Source organism: Pseudomonas sp. TNT2022 ID1044, assembly GCF_028656895.1.
GTDB lineage: Bacteria > Pseudomonadota > Gammaproteobacteria > Pseudomonadales > Pseudomonadaceae > Aquipseudomonas > Aquipseudomonas reinekei.
This window is the reverse complement of record NZ_JAMDHB010000037.1, coordinates 40,565-63,655: the sequence shown is the minus strand read 5'-3', so window position 1 is coordinate 63,655 and position 23,091 is coordinate 40,565. Positions and strand designations below refer to the sequence as shown.

20 protein-coding genes and 2 pseudogenes are annotated in these 23,091 nt (G+C 61.3%); 15 read left to right on the top strand and 7 right to left on the bottom strand.

The features are described 5' to 3' along the window. Positions 1 to 34: 34 nt before the first annotated feature. Entirely contained in the window at positions 35 to 712 is a 678-nt protein-coding gene (locus M5G20_RS29740) for an MOSC domain-containing protein (RefSeq protein ID WP_273922072.1), read from the bottom strand. A 115-nt stretch (positions 713 to 827) separates the two neighbouring features. Here M5G20_RS29740 and M5G20_RS29735 point away from each other — a divergent pair, with 115 nt between their 5' ends. The 8 genes from M5G20_RS29735 to M5G20_RS29700 all read left to right on the top strand — a co-directional run bounded on the left by M5G20_RS29735 (position 828) and on the right by M5G20_RS29700 (position 8,758). Further along, positions 828 to 1,715 (top strand): LysR family transcriptional regulator, encoded by an 888-nt coding sequence (locus M5G20_RS29735; RefSeq protein ID WP_273922071.1) that lies wholly within the window; start codon positions 828 to 830, stop codon positions 1,713 to 1,715. A 262-nt stretch (positions 1,716 to 1,977) separates the two neighbouring features. Then, positions 1,978 to 2,328: a DUF6152 family protein gene (locus tag M5G20_RS29730; RefSeq protein ID WP_273922070.1), complete on the top strand. Its 351-nt coding sequence runs from the start codon at positions 1,978 to 1,980 to the stop codon at positions 2,326 to 2,328. Further along, positions 2,328 to 2,816, top strand: a complete 489-nt coding sequence (locus tag M5G20_RS29725) for a DUF6644 family protein (protein ID WP_273922069.1) — start codon at positions 2,328 to 2,330, stop codon at positions 2,814 to 2,816. Before M5G20_RS29730 ends, M5G20_RS29725 begins: the two co-directional genes overlap by 1 nt. Before the next feature lie 130 nt (positions 2,817 to 2,946). Further along, on the top strand, positions 2,947 to 3,720 hold the full coding sequence (locus M5G20_RS29720) for an alpha/beta hydrolase (protein ID WP_273922068.1): 774 nt from the start codon (positions 2,947 to 2,949) through the stop codon (positions 3,718 to 3,720). A gap of 129 nt (positions 3,721 to 3,849) precedes the next feature. Continuing rightward, the gene (locus M5G20_RS29715) at positions 3,850 to 4,107 is read left to right on the top strand and encodes a DUF2790 domain-containing protein (RefSeq protein ID WP_273922067.1); all 258 of its coding nucleotides are present in this window, start codon (positions 3,850 to 3,852) and stop codon (positions 4,105 to 4,107) included. 113 nt (positions 4,108 to 4,220) lie between these two features. After that, positions 4,221 to 4,892 carry a heavy metal response regulator transcription factor gene (locus tag M5G20_RS29710; protein ID WP_150702424.1) on the top strand — a complete coding sequence of 224 codons (672 nt, stop codon included), beginning with the start codon at positions 4,221 to 4,223 and terminating at the stop codon, positions 4,890 to 4,892. Further along, on the top strand, positions 4,889 to 6,301 hold the full coding sequence (locus M5G20_RS29705; protein WP_443218331.1) for a heavy metal sensor histidine kinase: 1,413 nt from the start codon (positions 4,889 to 4,891) through the stop codon (positions 6,299 to 6,301). Before M5G20_RS29710 ends, M5G20_RS29705 begins: the two co-directional genes overlap by 4 nt. Before the next feature lie 75 nt (positions 6,302 to 6,376). After that, positions 6,377 to 8,758, top strand: a complete 2,382-nt coding sequence (locus M5G20_RS29700) for a DUF3772 domain-containing protein (RefSeq protein WP_273922066.1) — start codon at positions 6,377 to 6,379, stop codon at positions 8,756 to 8,758. A 30-nt stretch (positions 8,759 to 8,788) separates the two neighbouring features. On the opposite strand, the gene M5G20_RS29695 is transcribed toward M5G20_RS29700, so the two are convergent. Next, positions 8,789 to 10,279: an aldehyde dehydrogenase family protein gene (locus tag M5G20_RS29695; protein WP_273922065.1), complete on the bottom strand. Its 1,491-nt coding sequence runs from the start codon at positions 10,277 to 10,279 to the stop codon at positions 8,789 to 8,791. A gap of 137 nt (positions 10,280 to 10,416) precedes the next feature. Next, positions 10,417 to 10,806, bottom strand: coding sequence for a c-type cytochrome (locus tag M5G20_RS29690; protein ID WP_273922064.1), 390 nt, complete (start codon positions 10,804 to 10,806; stop codon positions 10,417 to 10,419). Between the two features lie 281 nt (positions 10,807 to 11,087). On the opposite strand from M5G20_RS29690, the gene M5G20_RS29685 reads away from it, so the two are divergent. The 6 genes and pseudogenes from M5G20_RS29685 (at position 11,088) to M5G20_RS29665 (ending at position 18,557) form a co-directional block, all read left to right on the top strand. Further along, the gene (locus tag M5G20_RS29685; RefSeq protein WP_273922063.1) at positions 11,088 to 12,410 is read left to right on the top strand and encodes a hypothetical protein; all 1,323 of its coding nucleotides are present in this window, start codon (positions 11,088 to 11,090) and stop codon (positions 12,408 to 12,410) included. Between the two features lie 53 nt (positions 12,411 to 12,463). Continuing rightward, positions 12,464 to 13,192: pseudogene (locus M5G20_RS30425) on the top strand (cache domain-containing protein); the annotation flags it as partial. 372 nt (positions 13,193 to 13,564) lie between these two features. Continuing rightward, positions 13,565 to 14,590, top strand: a pseudogene (locus M5G20_RS30420) (methyl-accepting chemotaxis protein); the annotation flags it as partial. 357 nt (positions 14,591 to 14,947) lie between these two features. Beyond that, positions 14,948 to 16,258, top strand: coding sequence for an amino acid permease (locus tag M5G20_RS29675; RefSeq protein WP_273922061.1), 1,311 nt, complete (start codon positions 14,948 to 14,950; stop codon positions 16,256 to 16,258). Then, positions 16,251 to 17,531 (top strand): aspartate aminotransferase family protein, encoded by a 1,281-nt coding sequence (locus M5G20_RS29670; protein WP_273922060.1) that lies wholly within the window; start codon positions 16,251 to 16,253, stop codon positions 17,529 to 17,531. Before M5G20_RS29675 ends, M5G20_RS29670 begins: the two co-directional genes overlap by 8 nt. A gap of 9 nt (positions 17,532 to 17,540) precedes the next feature. Beyond that, positions 17,541 to 18,557 (top strand): phosphotransferase enzyme family protein, encoded by a 1,017-nt coding sequence (locus M5G20_RS29665; RefSeq protein ID WP_273922059.1) that lies wholly within the window; start codon positions 17,541 to 17,543, stop codon positions 18,555 to 18,557. Between the two features lie 43 nt (positions 18,558 to 18,600). Here the strand turns inward: M5G20_RS29665 and hpaC are convergent, their stop codons facing one another. Next, positions 18,601 to 19,110, bottom strand: coding sequence for a 4-hydroxyphenylacetate 3-monooxygenase, reductase component (gene hpaC, locus M5G20_RS29660; protein WP_273922058.1), 510 nt, complete (start codon positions 19,108 to 19,110; stop codon positions 18,601 to 18,603). A gap of 259 nt (positions 19,111 to 19,369) precedes the next feature. Between hpaC and M5G20_RS29655 the strand changes: the two genes are divergently transcribed. Continuing rightward, entirely contained in the window at positions 19,370 to 19,999 is a 630-nt protein-coding gene (locus M5G20_RS29655; RefSeq protein ID WP_273922057.1) for a response regulator transcription factor, read from the top strand. Positions 20,000 to 20,150: 151 nt separating this feature from the next. On the opposite strand, the gene feaR is transcribed toward M5G20_RS29655, so the two are convergent. The 3 genes from feaR to M5G20_RS29640 form a co-directional block, all read right to left on the bottom strand. Then, positions 20,151 to 21,071 (bottom strand): transcriptional regulator FeaR, encoded by a 921-nt coding sequence (feaR, locus tag M5G20_RS29650; protein ID WP_273922056.1) that lies wholly within the window; start codon positions 21,069 to 21,071, stop codon positions 20,151 to 20,153. Positions 21,072 to 21,223: 152 nt separating this feature from the next. Continuing rightward, positions 21,224 to 22,174, bottom strand: coding sequence for a PDR/VanB family oxidoreductase (locus M5G20_RS29645; protein WP_273922055.1), 951 nt, complete (start codon positions 22,172 to 22,174; stop codon positions 21,224 to 21,226). Positions 22,175 to 22,344: 170 nt separating this feature from the next. Then, positions 22,345 to 23,085, bottom strand: coding sequence for an SDR family NAD(P)-dependent oxidoreductase (locus tag M5G20_RS29640; protein ID WP_273922054.1), 741 nt, complete (start codon positions 23,083 to 23,085; stop codon positions 22,345 to 22,347). Positions 23,086 to 23,091 lie beyond the last annotated feature (6 nt).

Below are 23,091 nucleotides of genomic sequence, written 5' to 3'. Positions count from 1 at the left end.
ATCGGGTGTGGCCGCAACATCGAGGCTGGCTGGATCAACCAACGCTATCCACACGTTTCTGCAAATACTTCGCCCGCTCCGACAAACGCCGCTGCCAGTCCGGCGCCAAACCATGGGTCGCTGCCAACGCCAGCAAATCATCAATCACCGGCCGATGCGACAACTGCACCTGCCAGAACTGATCAATGGAAAACCGCGCCGAGTGCCGCTCAAGCAACTCAATCCGGTCCCCTGCCTCGAAGCACCCCGGCTGAATGACCCGGTAGTACCACCCAGTGATGCGCTCCTTGGCGACAAACATCGACATCCGCTCAGCATCAAACCGGTGATTGATCTTCCAACAAGGGCTGCGCGGTTGCGACACCTGCAACACCGCGCTGCCCACCTGAAATACATCACCGATGTGAACGCTGACTTCACAGAGCCCGACCGCCGAAATGTTTTCCCCGAGGCTGCCCGCCTTCAGCTCAGAGGCACTGCCGGGAAAGGCTTGCGCCAGCCGCTTATAGTTTTGCGCGGCGTATTGATGAATGGCTTTTTCCGGGCCGCCATGCACGCGGGTATCACCCTGCTGATCGCCGACAATGCCGTGCATCTCAACCCGCACCGGGCCTGCATGCCGTTGCTTGAACATGCCGGTTTGCTGGCCTTCGGGCTGCAAGATGCCCAAGCCTCCTGCATACACATGGTCAATGTTTGAAGTCAGTTTCATGGCCGAATCGCGCTCGTTTCCTATCGTTTCGAGCACTTTACTAATCCGCGGAAAAGCTCGTAAAGTGATCATTAAATATATCCAAAATCACTTTTTATGATGGATGGTGACGATCATGGAAATGCGCCAACTGAAGATTTTCTGCGCCGTCGCTGAACTGGGCAGCTTCACTGCCGCAGCCTTACAGGTCAACACAGTGCAATCCAACGTCACCATGCGCGTGAAGGAGCTGGAAGCGGAGCTCAATCGCGAGCTGTTCATCCGCAAGAAGTCCGGGGTGGTGCTGACTTCGGCAGGCGAAACCTTCCTTGGTTACGCGCGGCGCATTCTGCAATTGACCGAAGAAAGCCGCAGCGCGTTGATGGACACCGGCAGCCCCACGGGTTTGCTGCGTTTGGGATCGATGGAGACCACCGCCGCCATCCGCTTGCCACAGGTGTTGACCAAGTACCGCGAGCAGTTTCCCGACGTGCAGTTGTCGCTGCTGACGGGCACCACGGTGGAGCTGATCAAGGCGATTGAAGCGCATCGGCTCGATGGTGCGTTTGTCGGCGGATTCCACCAGAACTCGGCGCTGGCCCAGGAAGAGGTGTTCGCCGAAGAGCTGGTGCTGGTCAGCAGCAACCACTTTGAAACGCTGCCTGCACTCATCGAAAAAATGCCCCAACAAACGGTGCTGGTGTTTCGCACCGGGTGTTTTTATCGCTCGACGCTGGAAAACTGGTTTTATCAGGTGGGCCTGGTGCCGAACCAGATCATGGAACTGGGCACGCTCGACGGCATCCTGTCATGCGTCGCTGCGGGCATGGGCGTGACGCTGCTGCCCAAGGCCATTGCGGAAAATTGCAGTGTGCGCCATGCGATCCGCTGCCACACACTGCCGGCGGAATTTGCCAATGTTTCCACGGTGTTCATTCGCCGCAACGACACCATGATCACCTCCGCCATGAGCGCCTTCATCGGCCTGGCCCAACAGCAAATCGCCCGGCCGGCGGTGGCGTGAATCAAAACCGGCTCGCGATAGTGATCTTCTTGCAGCTTGATGCCGCGCTTATGCAGCAGATACGGCACCACCAGCCCATGGTTTTTATGGGTGTCATCTGCGGGTAAGCGTAAAACACGCTTGCGTCGAAGGCCTGGCGGGCCTTGCGAGTCCTGCGTCACAGCCTGAAACATTCTTTTGGTCAGGGCGTTCCGGCCCGTCAAATACGCCAACTATCCTGAAAAACATCGACCCCAAAAAACCTGCAACAGGAGACCCGGTCATGAACATCATGCTCAAAGGCTTTGGCGTATCACTGCTGTTGGTGGCCACGGCGGCATTCGCCCATCATGGCTGGAGCGAGTACGACTCAACCAAGCCTTTGCAACTGAGCGGAACCATAGAAGAATCCGGTTATTCCCACCCCCACGGCTTCGTGAACCTCAAGACCGCGGAAAAGACCTGGAACGTGGTGCTCGCTCCGCCCTCACGCATGGAAAACCGGGGGCTGACCAAGGACATGATGGCGGTGGGCACGCAGGCGACGGTGGTCGGCTACCAGAATCGCAGCAAACCCGATGAGTTACGCGCAGAACGCATCACGATCGACGACAAAACCATCGAGTTGCGCTGATGACATCCGAACCGGGCTGGATGGACTGGCTGAATGATTCGTCGCTTGGGTCAGCCATGCGTGGTGATTTGTGGCTGTATCCGCTGGTGGAGGTGGTGCACATCCTCGGTTTCGTGATCCTGGTCGGTTCGGTGGTGATGTTCGATCTGCGGGTGCTCGGTGTGTCACGCAATATTCAGGTGACAGCCCTCGCCCGTCATCTTTTACCCTGGTCATTGGCAGCCCTGCTTCTGATCGTGCCAGCCGGATTGATGATGTTTTCCGCCCATCCCCACGACTTCGCCTCCAATGACATTTTCATCCTCAAGCTGTGCCTGATCGCCACGGCGGGCCTCAACGCCGTGCTGTTCCATGTCGGCGTGTACCGGTCTGTCACGGCGTGGGACACCGGCACACCAGCGCCGGGCGTAGCCAGGCTGCAGGCGCTGTTTTCCATCGCGCTATGGATCAGCGCAATCCTCTGCGGCCGCTTGCTGGCCTACACCTGAACGAGCCGTTGCATTACAGACTTGTCATGGAGTTGTCAGCGTAGCCAGCACCCTCGCGCCATACAGTGAAGTCGTCAGTCACCCACACCGGATGACACACCTCCCACTGATGATGACAAGGGTCGATACCATGAATCCATTGAGCAAACTCTGCCTGATCGCCGCCAGCCTGTTCGTGCTGGGCACCGGTTCCGCCATGGCGGCCACCACCGCCGCACCGGTCAAGGCCAACAACGTCGTGCTGGTGCACGGTTCCTGGGCTGATGGCTCCAGTTGGTCGGATGTGATTTCCCGTTTGCAGGCTGCCGGTCTTCACGTTACCGCCGTGCAAAACCCGCTGACCTCGGTGGCCGATGATGTGGCCGCGACCCGGCGCGTACTTGATCAGCAAGACGGCCCGACCGTGCTGGTCGGCCACTCCTACGCCGGCACCGTGGTCAGCGAGGCCGGGGTCGATCCGAAGGTCAGTTCCCTGGTGTACGTGGCAGCGCGGGCGCCCGATGCCGGGGAAGATTTCGTAGCACTGTCGGCCAAATACCCGACCATGCCCGTGCGCGCCGGCACTGAAGAACACGACGGTTACATCAGCCTCAAGCAAGACGCCTTCCTCAAATACTTCGCCAGCGATGTGCCTCATGACAAGGCCATGCAGCTGTTCGCCGTGCAGCAACCGATCGCCAAGACCCTGTTCACCGACCGCACCACCGCCGCGGCCTGGCACACAAAACCGTCGTGGTATGCCGTCTCCAGCCAGGACCAGACGATCAACCCGGACCTTGAGCGCTTCCTCGCCAAGCGCATGGGTGCCACCACCATCGAGCTGCCGTCGAGCCACTTGTCGCTGGTGTCCCACGCCAAGGAAATCGCCGACTTGATCCTCGCTGCCGCCGGTCGCCAACCGTAAACCACCGTCATTTATTACAACTTTGTCATCGAGCTGTTGGTGGGCTGTCCGGATCGGCTGTTTAACCTGAACTCACTGTCAGGCCATGCCACCGGCAGCCCACTCAAACCCTGAAAAGAGAGCACCCTCATGAACATGTATATCCTCGGTTTCGCCGCCCTTCTCGCTACCGGTTCTGCGTTTGCCGACACCCAGAGCACCGCCCCCGTGATCCACGACAAGGACGCGGCCTTCGTCCACCTCGACGTCGCCAAAGTGCTCGGCGAAACAGACATTTCGCAGCAGTGCGGCGTCCTCCCCGCCCAACTGAACTACCTCGACCATCAGGGTCGCCAGCATCAGCTGGATTACCTGGTCCAGGGCAGCGGTTGCACCAATGATCATTGATCGACGCCCCTGCGTACCGGCGGATGAACGGGCTACACTGGCGGCACCGGCATGCCGCTGTAGCCCGCCTGCACGGCGCTGAATTTTGCTGACCCCACACCTGGCAGAACCCCATGAACATTCTCGTCGTCGAAGATGAACCCAAGGCCGGTAATTACCTGCTCAACGGCTTGCAGGAACTCGGTTACACCGTGAGCCTGGCCCGCGACGGCGTCGATGGCCTGCACCTGGCCCTGGAACACGATTTCGATGTAATCGTGCTGGACGTGATGATGCCGAAAATGGACGGCTGGGAAGTCCTGCGCCGCCTGCGCAAGGAGGCCGACACCCCGGTGCTGTTTCTCACCGCTCGCGATGACATCGCCGATCGCATCAAGGGCCTGGAACTGGGCGCCGACGATTACCTGATCAAACCGTTTTCCTTCGCCGAACTGGTCGCTCGCCTGCGCACCCTGACCCGTCGAGGCCCCACCCGTGAAGAAGAACAGTTGCACATCGAAGACTTGCAGATCGACGTGCTCAAGCGCCGCGTCACCCGCGCTGGCACGCGCATTACACTGACCAACAAGGAATTCGCCCTGCTGCACCTGTTCGCCACGCATCAAGGTGAAGTGCTGTCGCGGTCGATGATCGCCTCGCGGGTCTGGGACATGAATTTCGACAGTGACACCAACGTAGTGGACGTCGCCGTACGCCGGTTGCGGCTGAAAATCGACGATCCGTTCCAGCTCAAGCTGATCCACAGCGTGCGCGGTATCGGCTACCGCTTCGATACGCAGCCATGAACAGCCTGTCCCGTCTGCGCCACTCCCTGACGCTGCGCCTGGCGCTGGTGTTTGCGTTTCTGGCGTTTGTCTCGCTGACGTCCCTGGGGGTGGCGTTGTACCGCGACCTGGAGCGCGAATTGATCCGCCGGGATGACGCGGCCCTGATCACCCGCATCGACCAACTGCGCACGTTCCTCAACGACAGCAACACCCTGGAGCTGATCCGCACCAAACCCGCGCTGTTTCAGAACATGCTGGGCAACCGCGAGGCCCTGCTGAGTATCGGCGCCCCCGGGCAAGCGCCGTTGCTGGTGGTCAATCCGGGCAATCTGCACATGCCCGCGTTGACCCCCATGGCCATTGACCATCCGCTGAGCCTGAGCGACGTGCAGCATTTGCCCAACGTCAACGGCGTGCCTTTTTCGGCAGTGGCGGCGACCATCGATTCCGGTGATCAGGGCACTCTGCAAGTGTTGACCGGGCGCCTGATGACTGAACGCACGGCGGTGCTCGCCCGTTACCGGTTCAACGTCTACCTGTTCGCCAGCGTGGCGGCGATTCTGCTGGCACTTTCCGGCTACGTGCTGGTGCAGCGCGGATTGCTGCCGGTGCGACGCGTGGCCCGGCATGCCCAGGGCATCGGCGTGGGCAACCTCGGCGAACGCCTCGACAGCCACGGCGCGCCACTGGAGTTGCTGCCGATGATCGAGGCCTTCAATGCCATGCTTGACCGCCTCGGCAAAGGCTTCGTGCAACTGGGCCAGGTGTCCACTGACATGGCCCATGAACTGCGCACACCGATCAATAACCTGCTCGGTGAAACTCAGGTCGCCTTGCAGCAAAGCCGCAGCATCGAAGCCTATCAACAGTTGCTTGCCTCCAATGTCGAGGAACTCGAACGCCTGGCGCGCATGCTCGACAACATGCTGTTCCTGGCCCGCACCGACCCGGCCAGCGCCATGCGCCAACGCCAGGAACTGGACGCCTTGGATGAAATGGAACGCATGGCCGACTATTTCGAAGGGCTCGCGGCGGATGTCGGGATCGCCATCAACGCCCACGGTAGCGGCGTGATCTGGGCTGAGCCGATGCTGCTGCGCCGCGCCCTGGCCAACCTGTGCGCCAATGCCATCAAGTACGGCGCGCCGGACTCCGAGTTGTCGATCAGCGCCACGCCAACTGCCGACGGCATCCGCCTGCAAGTGCGCAATCACGGCCAGACGATCCCCACCGAACACCTTCCCCGGCTGTTCGAACGTTTTTACCGGGTCGACGAATCCCGCGAACGTTCGGCGCAATCCAATGGCTTGGGGCTGTCGATCGTGGCGACGATCATGCAACTGCACAATGGTCGGTACAGCGTCACGAGTGCTGAGGGCGTGACGTGTTTTGAGTTGATTTTTCCGGCGCGGCGCGCAGGCGAATGAACAAAATCGCCTCGACAACGTAAGTCATGACCTAACCTCATAGGCTCAGTGACACACAAACAGTCGAGCACGCTGATGCGCAATGCTTTGAGCCTGGTTATCTTCATCGTTTTTCTGTTCGGGCAGAACGTCGGGATGCTGTCGGCGGCAGAACCGCTCACGCCCTCTTCCGCCACGTCAACGCCCGCGCCGGCCAGCGTTTCCGAAGGCAATCTAGACGCGCTGATGGCCCAGCTCGGCAATCTCAAACAGCAGGTGTCCCAGGCCAACAACTACAGTCAGCTGGAAGCCCCGCAGGATCTGGTTCAGGCCCTTATCCGCGAAGTTGATCGGCTTACGGCGCTGTTAGTGCCCGAACAGGCTCAGTTGCAGGCACAGCTGGCGGTGCTGGGACCAACGCCCCTGGCTGATGCCGGGCTCGAGAAATCCGAAATTGCCAGCCAGAGGACAACCCTCACCGAGCAAAAAAACCGCGTCGACTCCCGCTTGAAAACCTTGGCGACCCTCAAGGCAAGCGCTGCCGAACTGCTGACCCAGATTGCCGCCATCCGCCGCAGTCTGCTGGAAACCGAAGTGACGCAGCAGACCCGCAGCGTGCTCAACCCCTGGTTTTGGGCACCGTTATTCAATCCACCGCAGGAAGATCGGCAAAAATTCAACGCATTCATCCAGCAGATCGGCGCCACACTGGCTGCCACGTGGCAACCGGGCGAACGCCTGTTGACCAGCCTGCTGCTCGTCGTGGCCCTGGCGTTCTGGTTTTTCGGTCGCAGGGTGGCTGAACGAGGGCTGACCTGGCTGTGTGTTCATCGAATGCCGGAAGGTCGCCTGCGCCGCAGCGCCCTGGCGCTGGCCTCGGTGGTGGCCACGGTCCTGTCTGCCTGGATTGCCCTGCAGTTGCTGTTTTTTACGGTCACCCGAGAGCTGCCCCTGACGCCGCAACTGGCGGGGTTTTCCCAGGATTTTGAAAAGATCGTCTACACCTGCGTGCTGATTACCGGCCTGAGCCGTGCGCTGCTGTCCACCGAACACCCTTCATGGCGGCTGCCGGCTTTTGCCGATCCGCTCGCGGTGGTGATCAAGCCTTATCCCTTGCGGTTAGCCGTTGCCCTGCTGGTGCTGGTATCGCTGGCGCAGATGACCAATGCCACCGGCATGAGCTCACAGCTGGTGATTTCAGTCAGGGGCCTGGTGGCACTGGTCATTTCAACGTTGATCGCGACCTTGCTGGTGCATGTCAGCAAAACGCGGCGGGCCATGGTCATGGCCGGCACTGCCCCCGAAGCAGGCCGTACCCTGGCCGGTGTGATCTATGCCTTCGCCAGTATTGCGATCGTGGTTTCGTTTCTCGCCTTGATCATCGGCTACGTGTCGCTGTCGCGCTTCATCACTTACGAACTGGTCTGGTTTTTCATCATCTTTGCTGGCTTCTACTTGCTGATCCAAATGCTCAAGGACGGCTGCGAGTTCCTGTTTTCCCCCCGATACTCTACCGGTAAAGCCATCAAGGAGTTGCTGGGCATTGGCGATACGCGCCTGGAACAGATTTCGATCATCCTCTCCGGCGCCGGTCGCGCTGCCCTGTTGCTGATTGCGCTGATCACCCTGCTGGTGGGCGGAGTCGGTTCGACCCTGGGACAACTGGCCACCAACATTCTGGCGATCCTCGGCGGTGACGGCCTGCGCAAACTGAACATCGTCCCCGCCAACCTTTTGCAAGCGCTGCTCGCGCTGATCATCGGCGTCTACCTGATCCGTTCCCTGCGCCGCTGGCTGGACGACGAGTTCCTGCCGAAAACCGAAATGGACCCCGGCATGTGTGCCTCGCTCAGCACCCTGTTCTCCAACATCGGCTACGCCTTGGTGCTGTTGCTGATGTTGTCTTCGCTGGGCGTGAAATGGACTAACCTGGCCTGGATCGTCAGCGCCCTGTCGGTGGGCATTGGCTTCGGCTTGCAGGAGATCGTCAAGAACTTCGTCTCGGGCATCATCCTGTTGACCGAGCGCCCAGTGAAGGTCGGCGACTTGATCAGCATCAGCGGGGTCGAAGGCGACATCCGCCGCATCAACGTACGGGCGACCGAAATACAGCTGGCCGACCGTTCGATCGTGATCGTGCCCAACTCGCAGTTGATCTCACAGAACCTGCGCAACGTCACCCTGGGCGGCAGCGCTCAAGGGGTAACGTCACTCGAACTGATGTTCCCGCTGGACATCGACCCGGAACAGGTGCGCACGCTGCTGTACGACACTTATGTCGAGCACGAGTCGATTCTGGACAAACCGGCGCCGGTGGTGCGCTTCAGCCAGCTCAAGCCTGAAGGCATCACCCTGACCGTCACCGGTTATGTCAGCAGCCCACGCATGGTGCTCTCGATCAAGAGCGAACTGCTGTTCGAGATTCTCAAACGGCTGAGCGCCGCCGGGATTAATCTGGCAAAACCACCTGCTGCGTAATGACCGTCCCGCCGCTGGTAGTGATTTGCATCAATGTGCAATGCACACTGACTTGAGCTCGGTGTAAGCCTCGATCACCGCACGCCCGAACTCGCGGCCCATGCCCGACTGCTTGACCCCACCGAACGGCATCGCCGGGTCGAGCAGCACGTGGGCGTTGACCCATACCGTGCCGGCTTCGATGCGTGGCACCAGGTTCATGGCTTTGCCCAGGTCGTTGGTCCAGAGGCTGGCGGCCAGACCGTAGCGGTTGTCGTTGGCAAGCGCGATAACGGCGTCTTCATCGTCGAACGGCATCACGCCCAGCACCGGGCCGAACACCTCTTCGCGAGCCACGGCCATGCTGTGGTTGATGTCGGCCAGAATGGTCGGCTGCACAAAGAACCCGTCACCTTCCAGCAACTCGCCACCGGTGACCACGCGAGCCCCTTCCTTGCGGGCCAGCTCGATGTGCTTGAGTACGCTCTGCTGTTGTTTGCGCGACACCAGCGGGTTGATTGCCGCGTCGCAGTTCATGCCGTCGCCAATGGGCATCGACGAAACAGCAGCCGCAAGGGCCTCAACAAACTGGTCGTGAATCGAGCGATGCACATAGAAACGTGAAGCCGCCGCACACACCTGGCCATTGTTCAGCAGGCCACCAAGAATTGCGCCCTGCACGGCTTTTTCGATGTCGGCATCGGCGAGCACGATCATCGGGTTTTTCCCGCCCAGCTCCAGGGAGAAACGCGTCATGTTTTCCATGCACGCCACGCCAACGCTCTTGCCCACGGCGGTGGACCCGGTGAACGACACTTTGCTCACCAGCGGATGCGAAGTCAGCACGCCACCCACCGAAGCACCACCGCCGGTGACGACGTTGAACACCCCCGCCGGAATACCCGCTTCGAGCGCCAGTTCGGCCAGGCGCATGGCGGTCAACGGGGTTTCCATCGCCGGTTTGATGATGACGGTGCAACCGGTGGCCAGCGCCGGCATCAGTTTCCAGGCAGCAATCAGCAACGGGAAGTTCCACGGCACGATGCCGACCACAACGCCCACCGGCTCACGCTTGGTGAACGCGGTGAACCTGGCACCCGGTGGCAGTGGAATCGACACGTCGAAGGTCTGGCCTTCGATCTTGGTCGCCCAGCCAGACATGTAGCGCATGAATTCCACGGTCGCGTTCAAATCCAGCGCGCGGGCCATGTTGATCGACTTGCCCTGGCTCAGGGTTTCCAACTGCGCCAGCTCTTCAGCGTGCTCCTCCACCAGACGGGTGAAGTTCAGCAGGATGCGTTCACGGTCGGCCGGACGCAGGCTCGACCAGACGCCGGACTTGAAAGCCTTGTGCGACGACTGCACGGCACGCTCAACGACTTCCAGTGGCGCATCGAGGGTTTCGCACAAGGTCTGCCCGGTGGCCGGGTTGACCACGGCGATGCTGTCGCCTTCGGCGAACACCCATTGCCCGTCGATGAAGCAGCCATGACGGCGATCGAGGAAGGCAGCCACCTGCGGCAGGATTTCAACGTTGCTCATAAATCACCTTTTTTATTCAGATGCAGGAGCCGGCTTGCTAGCGAATGCGCCTTCACGGGCACTGCAATACTCAAGGCCGCCTTCGCTGGCAGGCCAGCTCCCACAGGGATTGGCTGGTCAGAAAATTAACCGGCCGCTTAATGTTGTTCTTTGAGGAAGCACACAACCGCTTGGCGATCATCCGCCGAGGCCATGCCCATGTAAGGCATGTAGGTGCCAGGCACGTAGGCCTGGGGTTGGGTGATCAGTTGTTCGATGCTCTCGGCTTGCCAGTCGATGTTCTTGTTACGCATGGCCTGGGAATAGTTGAAGCCTTCCAGTGAGCCGGACTTGCGCCCGACCACACCCGCCAGGTTCGGCCCCATCATGCCGGCCGCGCCTTTGGCCACGGCATGGCAAACCCCGCATTCATTGGCAAACACTTCGGCGCCCCGGCTCTGCACCGGTGCGCAATCGGCAGCCAGCGCAGCCTGGGCCAGGGTCAATGACAGCAAACCGATAACGGGCAAACGCAGGGTGGTGAACATAAAAAACGCCCTTGAAAATCCACGCGCTCGCCAGCCAGCGAACGCCAACACTGAAAGTGCCGGGGCAACGGTGCACCGGCAGGTTGAGAGGGATTGTGGGCGGTCGCTGGCCGACAGGTTTTGCCCTGCGTGCCAGTTGTGTTGGCGCTACTGCCAAACCGATCGATCTGGCATGTACAACCAACTAATTGGCAAACAGGCAAAAGGCTAGAAAAAAGTTGCGACTTAGTATCCGGGCAGACCGCAAACCTGCGCTCAAGAACAAGAACGGATGTCATGCCATGCTCAAGTCCCCCTTGCTTCGCCTTTCGACTCTCGCGCTGATGATCAGCGCCGGCCAGGCCGGAGCCTATGAACTCTACGCCGATGACGACAGTCACCTGAACGCCACCCTGGAAGCGGTATTCGGCGTTTTCCACAGTCAGGAAAATTACGCCCTGTCGGGTCGTCTCGATGAAGGTTCTTCGTCGTGGCGCGAGGGCTATATCAAATACGGTTTGAGCTTCGACCAGGGCCTGGGCGGTGTGGGTACCGCGTACGGCGCGGCGAACATGCTCAGCTCCGGTACCTGGGGCGACGGCGATGCGGCCGGTTTCAGCGACGGTTCGGAACGCACCACCAGGTTCGAAGACGCCTACCTCGGCTGGCGCTCGGCTGACCTGTTCCCGGTACTGGGTGCCGATGGCATCGACCTGTCGTTCGGTCGCCAGAACATCATGGTCGGCGATGGTTTCCTGATCAACGGCGACGCCCTGAACCTCGGCAAAGGCCTGGCCGATGGCGAGTTCAATCGCGGTGGCGCCTACTGGCTGGCCGCGCGCAAGGCCTTCGACGAAACCGCCGTGTTGCGCATCGGCGGCAAGGAAGGCTGGCGCGGCGACCTGATGTGGTTGAAGTCCAACAACCGCGCCCAGGCCATGACCGAAATGTACGTCGGCACCCTGGAGCACGTGTCTGAAGCCGGCACCGTCGGCTTGACCTACGTCGACACCAAAGACATCGACGAACAGTACGCCTCCCCTGCGCAACTCGAACGCGACGGCATGAAGACCTACAGCCTGCGTGCGACCGGCAATGCCGGGGTCAAAGATCTATTCCTCTCCGGCGAATACGCCAAGCAAGACAAACCTCACACCGCCACCGAGGACGCCTGGTATCTGGAGGCAGGCTGGACCTTTTCCGAAGCCCCGTGGACACCCTATGCCGGCTACCGCTACAGCCGCTTTTCGGAAGGCTACGACACGCTGTTCTACGGTTTCAGTCGTGGCTTCGGTACCTGGTTCCAGGGTGAAGTGGCGGGTAACTACGCCGGCCCGTTCAACACCAACTCGCGCATCCAGCAGCTCAAATTCACCGTCTCGCCACTGGCAAACCTGACCGTGGGCGCGATGTACTTCAACTTCGACACCATCGACCGCGACCTGGGCAACACCGATGGCCACGAAATCGACCTGTATGCCGAATGGCACCTCAACGACCACATCACGGTGATGCCGCTGGTTGGCCTGTTCCAGCCGGACAAGAGCGCCGATCAGGGCGGCACGCAGTTGGGCAACAACGATAAGAACCTCTACAGCCAGCTGATATTCGCCAGCACTTTCTAAGTCATGACGGGGCAGTGGCGCACCCACTGCCCCCGTGGAAAAAGGCTTTTCCAATGCGCAGAACATTCCTCACGATCCAGAGCAAGATCGCCCTGCTCGCCGGCCTCTGCCTGTTGTTGGTGGTCGGTTTGCTGATGGCTTTGTCGCTCTACCAGACGCACAAAAGCAGCCGGCAAGTGGCCGAGGCCAGCGGCGAAATGCTCGCCGATGCCGCCAGGGAACACATGCAGGCGCTGGGCAAAGTCCAGGCCATGCAGGTGCAACGCACCTTCATGCAAACCCACGAGTTCGGCCAGGGGTTGTCGCGGTATTTGCTCTACCTCAGGCAACTCCAGCACCAGGGCCGACTGAGCGCCCCACAACTGCGCCAGGAGCTGAATACCCAGCTTCATCAGGCCCTGATCGACAAGCCCGACCTGCTCGGGCTTTACGTCATTTTTGAACCCGATGCGCTGGACGGCGCCGACACCGGTTTCGCCAATCAGGCCGCATTGGGCAGCAACGAAAACGGGCGATTCTCGTTGTACTGGGTGCAGAGCAAACCCGGCGAACTCCAGGCCGTGATCGGCGACGAAGGCTTGCTGGCCAACACCGAACCCGGGCCGAGCGGCGCGCCGTATAACGCCTTCTACACCTGCGCCCGTGACACCCGTCAGGCTTGCGTGCTGGAACCGTACTTCGACGAAGCCTCCGGCAGCCGCAAACTGGTGACCAGCGTCGCCTTCCCGCTGCTGGAAAACGGCAAGGTCATCGCCGTGGTCGGCCTCGACATCAACCTTGCCGCCCTGCAAAAGAACAGCGAAGCCAGCGCGCTTGAACTGTTCGACGGCCACGGTCAGATCAGCATCGTCAGCCCCCGTGGCGTGATCTCCGCCGACAGTCAGAATGTCAGCCGACTCGGCCAACCGATGGACAACGCCGAGGTGATGGAGGCTTTGCGCCTGGGCCAGCCAAAGGTGTTTGTCGACTCGCAACAGATCAAGGTGCTCGAACCGCTGCCACCGATTGCCGACGCCGCACCGTGGGGCGTGTTGGTGGGCGTGCCGCAAGAGGTGTTGCTGGCGCCCGTAACCACCCTGCAAAAGGAACTCGACGCCCAAGGCGTGCAAAGCACTGCGCTGGAACTGTTGCTCGGCGGCGGCTCGGCGTTGCTCGGCCTGTTGTTGATCGGCTACACCGCCCGGCGCATTACCCGGCCGTTGCAGGTGCTGACGCGGGTCATGGAGGACATTTCCCTCGGCGAAGGCGACCTGACCCGTCGCCTGCACGTGCAATCGCGGGATGAGATTGGCCAACTGGCAACGGCGTTCAACCGTTTCGTCGAACGTATTCACCAGTCGATGCGCGAGGTGTCGTCAGCGGCCCTTGGCGTCAACGAAGGCGCCCGCCGCGTGCTGGACGCGTCCAACTCGTCACTGAGCAATTTCGACGATCAATCCAGCCGCACCAACAGCGTGGCCGCCGCGATCAATCAATTGGGCGCCGCTGCCCAGGAGATCGCCAACAACGCATCCGACGCTTCACATCAGGCGTCCAGCGCCCGGCAACAAGCCGAAGACGGTCGCCAGGTGGTGCAACGCACGATCGAAGTGATGAACGAACTGTCGGGCAAAATCAGCGCTTCGTGCGCCAACATCGAAGTGCTCAACGACAAGACCGTGAACATCGGGCAGATCCTCGAAGTGATCAAGGGCATTTCCCAGCAAACCAACCTGTTGGCACTGAACGCCGCGATCGAAGCGGCCCGCGCCGGTGAAGCGGGACGCGGTTTTGCCGTGGTGGCGGACGAAGTGCGCAGCCTCGCCGGCCGCACCCAGGCCTCGGCACTGGAGATCCAGCAGATGATCGAAGAGCTGCAAGTCGGCGCCCGGAACTCAGTCACCACCATGACCGAAAGCCAGCAACACAGCGAAGAAAGCGTCACCATCGCCAACCTCGCCGGCACCCGCCTGGGCAGCGTGACCCAACGGATCGGCGAGATCGACAACGTCAACCAGTCCGTCGCAGCCGCCACCGAAGAACAAACGGCCGTGGTCGAGGCGCTGAACGTCGACATCACCCGGATCAACACCCTGAACCAGCAAGGCGTGGAGAACCTGCAGTCGACGTTGCGCGCGTGTACCGAGCTGGAACAACAGGCGGCGCGGCTGAATCAGTTGGTGGGGAGCTTTCGGATCTGAGAGTGATGTTGTCGGATCGACCGCCATCGCTAGCAGGCTAGCTCCCACATTGGATTTGTGCCGCCCCACAAACACCGTGATCACCCCAAAACCCTGTGGGAGCTAGCCTGCTAGCGATGAGGCCATCACATACAACATCGATGCTGGCTGACACGCCGCCATCGCCAGCAGGCTCCCACATGGCCCGCGTGGAATCTGGCACCCACAACCAACCACATGGCATGCACGCAAACATGCCGTTCAACACCCCCGGCGTAGTATCGAGACAACCCCCATCCAGTGGGCGGTAAAGCAACGCTGAACCCCTCCATTTCTCACTAAAACAATAAATCGGCCTTCGGGTCGCGGGAGACTTCTGTGCTTAAGAAAAGTGCGTTGGGCTGGCCGAAGATCGCCGGCCTCGGAATTGCGTTGGTGGTGGCCGGGCAGTTTTCAGGCTGGAACTTCGGGCTGGCGGCCGGTGGCTGGTTGAACATGCTGATCGCCACATTGCTGATGGCCCTGCTCTGCGGTGGGTTGGCGTTGTGTGTGGCGGAACTGTCCACGGCGTTGCCGAGCGCTGGCGGTGTGTTCGTTTATGCGCAAAGTGCCTTCGGACCATTTGTGGGTTACCTGATCGGCGTGGCTTGTGCGCTGGCACTGACCATCGGCACCGGTGCGGCGGCGACGTTCATTTGCGCCTACACCGAATCGATTTTCGGCTTCGGTGGCTGGCCGGTGAAGATCGCCCTGTTCGTGGTGATCATCGGCATTCACCTGCGCGGCGTCGGTGAGGCCATGGGGCTGACGTTCATTGCCGGCGTAATCGCTGTCGTCGCCCTGCTGACCTTCGGTGTGGCCATGGCGCCGCATGTCGAACTGACCAACCTGCTGACATTGCCAGCCAATGTCACAACGCCGGTCAGTCTCGGCGGCATCTTCGCCTGCGTGCCGTTCGCCATCTGGCTGTTCATCACCGTCGAGCAAACCGGCTCAGCGGCGGAAGAAGCGGCAAACCCCGGTCGCACCATGCCACGCGGCATTCTCGCGGCCATCGGCACGTTGCTGGTGACTGCTTTAGTGGTACTGGTGTGCGCACCGGGCGCCGGCGGTGTCGAGCTGGTGGGCTCGGCGGGCGATCCGCTGTACGCGGCGATGTCCAGCAACAGCGCGTTCGGTGAAGGCTCGTGGCTGGCCAAAGTTATTGGCTGCGGCGGCGTGTTCGGTCTGATCGCGACTTTCTTCTCCCTGGTTTACGCAGCATCGCGGCAACTGTTCGCCATGGCCCGCGACGGTCTGTTCCCGCAATGGCTGGGCAAGACCGGCAAACGCGGCACGCCGTACCCGGCACTGTTGCTGATCGGCGTGATCGGCCTGCCGCTGTCGGCGGTCGACCCAGCCACGGTGATGCTCGCGGTCGTGCTGCTGCTCAACGTTTGCTACCTGTTCATTTTCGGCGCTTACCTGCGCATCAAAAATAGCCAGCCTGACCTGCCACGCCCGTTCACCCTGACCGGCGGAAAACGGGTCGCGTGGCTCGGCCTGGCCTTGACCCTGGTGGTGATCGCCGCCTGCTTCCAGCTCGACATGCTGATGCTGATCGCCCTGGCCGTGACCTTCACCCTGTGCATTTTCAATTACCTGCTGCGCACTCGCCGCAGCGTTATCGAGGTTCCAGACCATGCCTGAAGACACTCTCCTGCAACGCCGCCATCGCGTGCTTGGCAGCGCCTCGCCACTGTTCTACGACAAACCTCTGCACCTGGTACGCGGCGATGGCGTCTGGTTGTTTGATGTCGACGGTCGCCGCTACCTCGACGTCTACAACAACGTGCCCTGCGTCGGTCACTGCAACCCTCACGTGACCGAGGCCATGCACCGCCAGGCCACCACGCTGAACATCCACACCCGGTATCTGGATGAACAAGTGGTGCGCTACGCCGAGCGCCTGACCGCGACCTTCGCCGAGCCGCTGGACACCGCGATGTTCACCTGCACCGGCAGCGAGGCCAATGAGCTGGCGTTACGCCTGGCGCGCTTCGCCAGCGGCGGCACCGGCATCATCGTCAGCGACTACAACTACCACGGTAACTCGGCGTCGCTGGCCGAAGTCACCACCGCCCTACCCTCGCCGGAACCCTTCGCAGCCCATGCCCGTGCGGTGCCGATTCCATGCCTGTACCACGCGCCGACCGGCACCACTGAACTGCAACTGGCCGAGGAATACGCGGCGAACATCGCGGCGGCGATTGCCTCGATGCAGGCCCAGGGCATTCGCCCCGCCGCGCTGCTGATCGACACCCTGTTCGCCAACGAAGGGTTGCCACGGGTGCCCGTCAGTTTCGTCAACAAGGCTGCGGCGCTAATCCGTGCGGCGGGCGGTTTGTTCATCGCTGATGAAGTGCAATCCGGTTTCGGTCGCACCGGCGATCACTTATGGGGTCACCAGGCTCACGGTGTGGTGCCGGACATCGTCACCCTAGGCAAACCGATGGGTAACGGCTATCCCCTGGCCGGGTTGATCACCCACAAGGCCTTGGTCGAGTCGTTCGGGCGCCACGCGATGTACTTCAACACCTTCGGCGGTTCGCCCGTGGCGGCGGCAGTCGGCATGGCGGTGCTTGACGTGATCGAGCAACAGCAACTGCTGAACAACGCGCAGAGCGTCGGCGCTTACGTGCAGCAACGCCTGCAAGCGTTGGCGGCCAAGCACTCGATCATCGGCGATGTGCGCGGCAAGGGTTTGTTCTTCGCCATGGAACTGGTGCGCGACCACGCCAGCAAGGAACCGGCCGGGCTGGAGGCGCGCAAGGTGGTCAACGACATGCGCGAGAACGGTGTGCTGATCAGCAAGATCGGCGCCGGCGACAACATTCTCAAGCTGCGCCCGCCGCTGGTTTTCGGCCGCGATCACGCTGACTTGTTCGTCGACACCCTGGACCACGCCCTGAGCGCCATTTGAGGCCATGCCATGACTGAATTTCATACCCTGCCCCATGACCAGCAAGTCAGCCGCCTGCACGAACTGGCGCGCCATGCCCTGCAACAATGGGACGGCGAATTCGCCGAGATCGAACTGGTGAAGTTCCGCGAGAACGCGGTGTTTTCAGCTCGCCGTCACGATGGTCAGCGCGTCGCCCTGCGCATCCATCGCAACGGCTATCACTGCGAAGCCGCGCTGCGTTCCGAGTTGCAATGGATGGAGGCGCTGGCCAGTGCGGGTATCACCGTGCCGCAAATCATCCGTGCGCAGAATGAGCGTCACCTGATCGAAGTCACCCACCAGGCCATCGGCGAGGTGCGGCACATCGATATGCTCGCCTGGCTGCCCGGTGCCACCGCCGGCACTTCCGAGGCCGGGGTGCAGGCCGATACCGAAATCGATTTTCTGTTCAATGAAGCCGGCGCGATTGCTGCGCGCATTCACCTGCATTCGGCGGACTGGCAGCAGCCGGACGAATTTGTCCGGCATGCCTGGGATGAAGAAGGCTTGATCGGTGCCAACCCGTTCTGGGGGCGCTTCTGGGAGCTTGCGCAACTGAGCGATGAGCAGCGGGATTTGCTCCAGCAGGCCCGGCGTACGGCGCGCAAGGACTTGCGTCAGTACGGCCGACACCTGGGCAACTTCGGCATGATTCACGCCGACCTTGTGCCGGAAAACCTGCTGATCGAAGGCCCGCAGCTGCGCGTGATCGACTTCGATGACGCCGGGTTTGGCTGGCACATGTTCGAGCTGGCCACGGCGCTGTATTTCTGCCTGGATGACCCGCGTTATGAGCAGATCAAGGCTGCGCTGCTTGACGGCTACCACGCGGTCAAACCGCTGACCGAGGCCGATCGTAAGACTTTGGCCCTGTTCCTGATGCTGCGCGGCACCACCTACCTGGGCTGGATTCACACCCGTCAGGGCACGCCGACGGCGATTGAAATGGCGCCGATGCTGATTGAACGGGCTTGCAGGTTAGCGCGGGACTACATGCAGCAATAACGGTGTTTCTGTGGCGAGGGTGCTTGCTCCCTCGCCACAACCGTCAAGCCGCGCTGGCGTGTTCCAGGCGATGGAACAACCGGTTGAAGTACACCAGGCTGTCACGCGGTTCGCGCACGCCAACCTTCGTCAGCTCCACGAACATCACCGAATGCGAGCCCACTTCCTTGCACTCGCTGATCCGTCCTTGCAGCTGCACCAGGGCGTCGCGCAGCACCGGCACATCGGCCGCGCCGTCGTCCCACAGGTCCCAGGCAAAGCGTTCTTCCATCGGCACTTTGGTCATGCCGGCGAAGTGGCGGGCCAACTCTTCCTGTTCGCCACACAGCACGTTGACGCACAGATGGCCGTTGGTGCGGAACACGTCGTGGGTGGCGCTGTTGCGGTTGACGCACACCAGCACGGTCGGTGGCGAGTCGGTCACCGAGCACACGGCGCTGGCAGTAATGCCGCAACGACCGCCAGGGCCGTTGGTGGTGATGATGTTCACCGCAGCAGGCAGCTGCGCCATGGCGTTGCGAAAGTCGATTTGCTGCTGGCTCAAGTCGGCCATGTCGATGCCCCTTCCTTCAGGAGGACCGCCATCGTGCGGCCCGTAGGTGATGGAACAAGACTAAGACGCTGGCCGCGGCGCAACCATTCTGACGATCCCCATGATGAGGTTGGGTTTCCGCTAGTCGACTAGGTGGTTTCTTTATCGCAAGGGCCGGCGACAGTGGGTATCCTGCGCAGAGGCTCCAGAAAGATGAGCCGATGCGTGCCGCGCGTTCGCGTGCGAAAACAATAATTAGAAGACTTTCGTGGCAGCCCTGATGGAAACCCGCAAACCGATTGTTTACATCGTTGACGACGACAAGGATCTGCGCACTTCGCTGGCGTGGTTGCTGGAGTCCGTCAGTGTGCAGGCGCAGTGCTTCGCCGGCGCCGAAGAATTCCTCAGCCAATACGACCCCCAGCAGCCCGCCTGCCTGGTGCTGGACGTGCGCATGCCGGAGACCAGCGGTTTCCAGTTGCAGGAGATCCTCAATCAGCGCGGCAGCACCCTGCCAACCATCTTCGTTTCGGCCCATGGCGACATTCCGATGTCGGTCACGGCGATGAAGAATGGTGCGCTGGATTTCGTCGAGAAGCCCTACAACCCGCAACAGATGATCGACCGCATCCAGGCCGCGCTGAAGACCGCGGTGCATGCCCAGGCCGATCAGCAGCAGCGTCAGAACCTGCAAGGCAAACTGGCGCTGCTGACCACCCGCGAGCGTGAAGTGCTGATGCTGGTGATCGATGGCAAGGCCAGCAAGGTCATCGCCCGTGAGCTGAACATCAGCGTGAAGACCGTTGACGTGCATCGCACCAAGATCAAGGAAAAGATGGGCGTGACCAGCATCGCCATGCTGGTGCGCGAAGTGCTGCATTTACCGGTGGAAGAGCCGGTGCGGCATTGAGGGATTTTTGGCGGCCATGAGGCCGCCATCGCTAGCAGCTAGCTCCCACAGTGGATCTCCAGCGAACACAAAATCTGTGCACGGCAAAAATCCCTGTGGGAGCTGGCCTGCTAGCGATGAGGACGGCAAGTTCAACATCAATGCCGGCGGATCAGATCTGGCTATACCGCTTGCGATAAGCCCCCGGCGACACGCCAAAGCGTGATTTGAACGCCGACGAGAAGTAGCTGGAATCCGAGAACCCCCACGCATAACACAAGGCCGAGAGCTTTTGCTCGACATCGGCGCGGCGCAGGTTTTCCGCGCAGAAGTCCAGGCGGCGGTGCTTGATGTATTGCGCCACCACCAGGCCGCGCTTGGAGAACATCCGGTACAGGCCTCGCACCGAAACGCCGACCTCACGGGCAATCAGCTCGGGACACAGTTCTTCGTCACTGATGTGCTGATCGATGAAGGCGATGACCTTGCGAAATTGCCGTTCATGGGAATCGCCGCCGCTGTCCTGGGCGCTGATGCCCGGCAGCAACAGGCTGGCCAATGCATCGAGCACGGCTTCGCTTTCCTGCATGTCCAGGCCTTCCTGCTGACGGGTTTCCAACACTAGCTTGTTGGCCATCGATGCGAGGGGGCTGCTGGCGGCGATCCGAGTGGCGCAATTGACCCCATTGAAATGCGACCCACGCTCGACCACCTGCCGCGGAAGAATCAGCGACAGCTGTCGGCAATCGTCGTTGTAAATCATGTCGCTCGGGCGGCTGGCGTCGATCAGGGCGATGTCGCCACAGCCCAGTTGCGCGCGGTTGTCGCCCTGCTCCAGTCGCGAGCTGCCGCGCATCTGGAACACCGCGTAATAATGGCCGTCGCTGCTGGTGCTGACATCCTTGCTGGTGCGATACAGATGCACGTGCGCCATGTCGACCACACTGAGGTTGATCGCACCGCTGCGAAATTCCGCCAGTTCGCCGTAGAAGTCGGTATCCAGTGCCCGGGCATCGAAACGCCCACAGGCCTGATTTACCTGGCTCAACCAACTTTCGAACGCCTCGTTGCGCACCGCCGATGCTGTAGTCATGTCCGCAAAGCCTCACGTTTCTGTTGTTATTTTTCGACCGCTTCATCGAGCGGTTCGGTAACACGGTTGTATCTGAAAACCATCGCCTCCCTCGATGGCCGCCGGGCGCCATTCAACAGGCTCCGGCGTCAGCTTTCCAGTGAAGAAAGCGCTTAGATGTCCAATACCAGACGAGCGGAAAGAGCCCGGGAAACGCAGGCGCAAATCTGCTTGTTGGAGGCCTTTTCCTTGTTGGAAAGGCAGTTGTCGCGGTGTTCCGGCACACCGTCCAGTACCTCGACGATGCACGTCCCGCAGATGCCTTCGCGGCACTCGGTATCGATGTCGCAACCATGGGCCTGCAACACATCGACCAGGCTAGCGTTGGCCGGCACTTGCAGCACCACGCCTGAGCTGGCCAGTTCGACTTCGAAGGTGCCGGCCGGGGCGCTGTTGGCGGCCGGGTCTGCGGCAAAGTGCTCGAGGTGGATCGAATCGTCAGGGCGACTGCGGGACGCCACTTCCACCACTTTGTTCATGAACGGCGCCGGACCGCAGGTGTAGACGTGGGCCGCCGGATTGGCGCGCTCCAGGCACGCACTCAATGCGCCGTCCAGGTCGCCCGGCTCGATGCCATAGTGGAATTCCACATGATCGGCAAACTGGTTGGCCAACAGCTCGGTAAACGCCGCGTATTGTGCCGAACGCGCGAAATAATGCAGGCGATACGGCTGGCCGCTTTCCGCCAGCCTGTAGGCCATGCTCAGCAGCGGCGTCACACCGATACCGGCGGCGAACAGCACATGTTCGCGGGCACTTTCATCGAGACGGAACAGGTTGCGCGGCGCCCCCATTTCCAGCTCCATGCCCTCTTCCACTTGCTCGTGCAACGCCAGCGAGCCACCGCGAGACTGCGCTTCTTTCTTCACCGCCACCAGATAGGCGCGGCGGTCCTGGGGCGGGCTGCACAGCGAATACTGGCGGGTTACGCCGGTCGGCCCGGTCAGGTCGACGTGGGCGCCCGGCTCATAGGTGTCGAGCGGCTGGCCGTCACTGCGCACGAGGCGAAAGGAGCGGATATCCAGCGCTTCGTCGACGATCCTTTCGATCTTCACCTTCATCATTGCATCACCTGAATACTGTTGTTTCGGTTAAGTCATGGGTCTGGCACAGCTTTTGTGGCGAGGGAGCCTGCTCCCGCTCGATTGCGCAGCAATCGCAAAATATTCGGTGTTGCTGAAAACGTTGGGGCCGCTTCGCAGCCCAGCGCGAGCAAGCTCGCTCGCCACAATTTTCAGCGCATGAACAAGCCGCCGTTGACGTCCAGGCACGCGCCGGTTACGGAGGTGGCGTTGTCGGCGATCAACAGCAGCACGCTGTCGGCGATGAACGCCGGGTCGCCGAGGGTGCCGGCCGGGATCATTTTCAGGATCTGTTCCAGACGCTCCGGGGCCACCGTTTCGCGCACCACCGGCAAGTCCAGCGGACCGGGCGAAATGCTGTTCACGGTCACGCCTTGCGGCGCCAGTTCACGGGCGAAGACCTTGGTCAGGGTCGCCACGCCACCCTTGGCGGCCGCGTAATGTGCGCCGGTGGCGGTGCCGCCGTTCTGCCCCGCGAGGGACGCGATGTTGACGATCCGCCCGAAGCCACGCTCGGCGAAGTGCGCGCCAAACACCTGGCAAGCCACGAAGGTGCCGCGCAGATTGATCGCCATCGACTCGTCGAACTCTTCCGGCGTGATGTCCATCAGCGCTGCAACCTTCGACACCCCGGCGTTGTTCACCAGAATGTCGGTGCCGCCCCAGCGTTCGGCAAGCAGATCACGCGCCTGCTGGAACGCCGCTTTGCTGCGCACGTCGAGCTCGATGGCCATGGCGCTGGCGCCGCTGCTGTCGAGTTCCAACGCCAGACGTTGCACGCCTTCGAGACGCACGTCCGCCAGGCCGACGCGATAACCCGCCGCATGCAGACGACGGGCGATGCACTCGCCCAGTCCGCGCGAGGCACCCGTTACGAGGGCTACTCGACTCATGATGGT

Bases quoted from the DNA above. Each gene is read 5' to 3' on its own strand.
- M5G20_RS29740 (WP_273922072.1), bottom strand. From the start codon at position 712: ATGAAACTGACTTCAAACATTGACCATGTGTATGCAGGAGGCTTGGGC.
- M5G20_RS29735 (WP_273922071.1), top strand. From the start codon at position 828: ATGGAAATGCGCCAACTGAAGATTTTCTGCGCCGTCGCTGAACTGGGC.
- M5G20_RS29730 (WP_273922070.1), top strand. From the start codon at position 1,978: ATGAACATCATGCTCAAAGGCTTTGGCGTATCACTGCTGTTGGTGGCC.
- M5G20_RS29725 (WP_273922069.1), top strand. From the start codon at position 2,328: ATGACATCCGAACCGGGCTGGATGGACTGGCTGAATGATTCGTCGCTT.
- M5G20_RS29720 (WP_273922068.1), top strand. From the start codon at position 2,947: ATGAATCCATTGAGCAAACTCTGCCTGATCGCCGCCAGCCTGTTCGTG.
- M5G20_RS29715 (WP_273922067.1), top strand. From the start codon at position 3,850: ATGAACATGTATATCCTCGGTTTCGCCGCCCTTCTCGCTACCGGTTCT.
- M5G20_RS29710 (WP_150702424.1), top strand. From the start codon at position 4,221: ATGAACATTCTCGTCGTCGAAGATGAACCCAAGGCCGGTAATTACCTG.
- M5G20_RS29705 (WP_443218331.1), top strand. From the start codon at position 4,889: ATGAACAGCCTGTCCCGTCTGCGCCACTCCCTGACGCTGCGCCTGGCG.
- M5G20_RS29700 (WP_273922066.1), top strand. From the start codon at position 6,377: ATGCGCAATGCTTTGAGCCTGGTTATCTTCATCGTTTTTCTGTTCGGG.
- M5G20_RS29695 (WP_273922065.1), bottom strand. From the start codon at position 10,279: ATGAGCAACGTTGAAATCCTGCCGCAGGTGGCTGCCTTCCTCGATCGC.
- M5G20_RS29690 (WP_273922064.1), bottom strand. From the start codon at position 10,806: ATGTTCACCACCCTGCGTTTGCCCGTTATCGGTTTGCTGTCATTGACC.
- M5G20_RS29685 (WP_273922063.1), top strand. From the start codon at position 11,088: ATGCTCAAGTCCCCCTTGCTTCGCCTTTCGACTCTCGCGCTGATGATC.
- M5G20_RS29670 (WP_273922060.1), top strand. From the start codon at position 16,251: ATGCCTGAAGACACTCTCCTGCAACGCCGCCATCGCGTGCTTGGCAGC.
- M5G20_RS29665 (WP_273922059.1), top strand. From the start codon at position 17,541: ATGACTGAATTTCATACCCTGCCCCATGACCAGCAAGTCAGCCGCCTG.
- hpaC (WP_273922058.1), bottom strand. From the start codon at position 19,110: ATGGCCGACTTGAGCCAGCAGCAAATCGACTTTCGCAACGCCATGGCG.
- M5G20_RS29655 (WP_273922057.1), top strand. From the start codon at position 19,370: ATGGAAACCCGCAAACCGATTGTTTACATCGTTGACGACGACAAGGAT.
- feaR (WP_273922056.1), bottom strand. From the start codon at position 21,071: ATGACTACAGCATCGGCGGTGCGCAACGAGGCGTTCGAAAGTTGGTTG.
- M5G20_RS29645 (WP_273922055.1), bottom strand. From the start codon at position 22,174: ATGATGAAGGTGAAGATCGAAAGGATCGTCGACGAAGCGCTGGATATC.
- M5G20_RS29640 (WP_273922054.1), bottom strand. From the start codon at position 23,085: ATGAGTCGAGTAGCCCTCGTAACGGGTGCCTCGCGCGGACTGGGCGAG.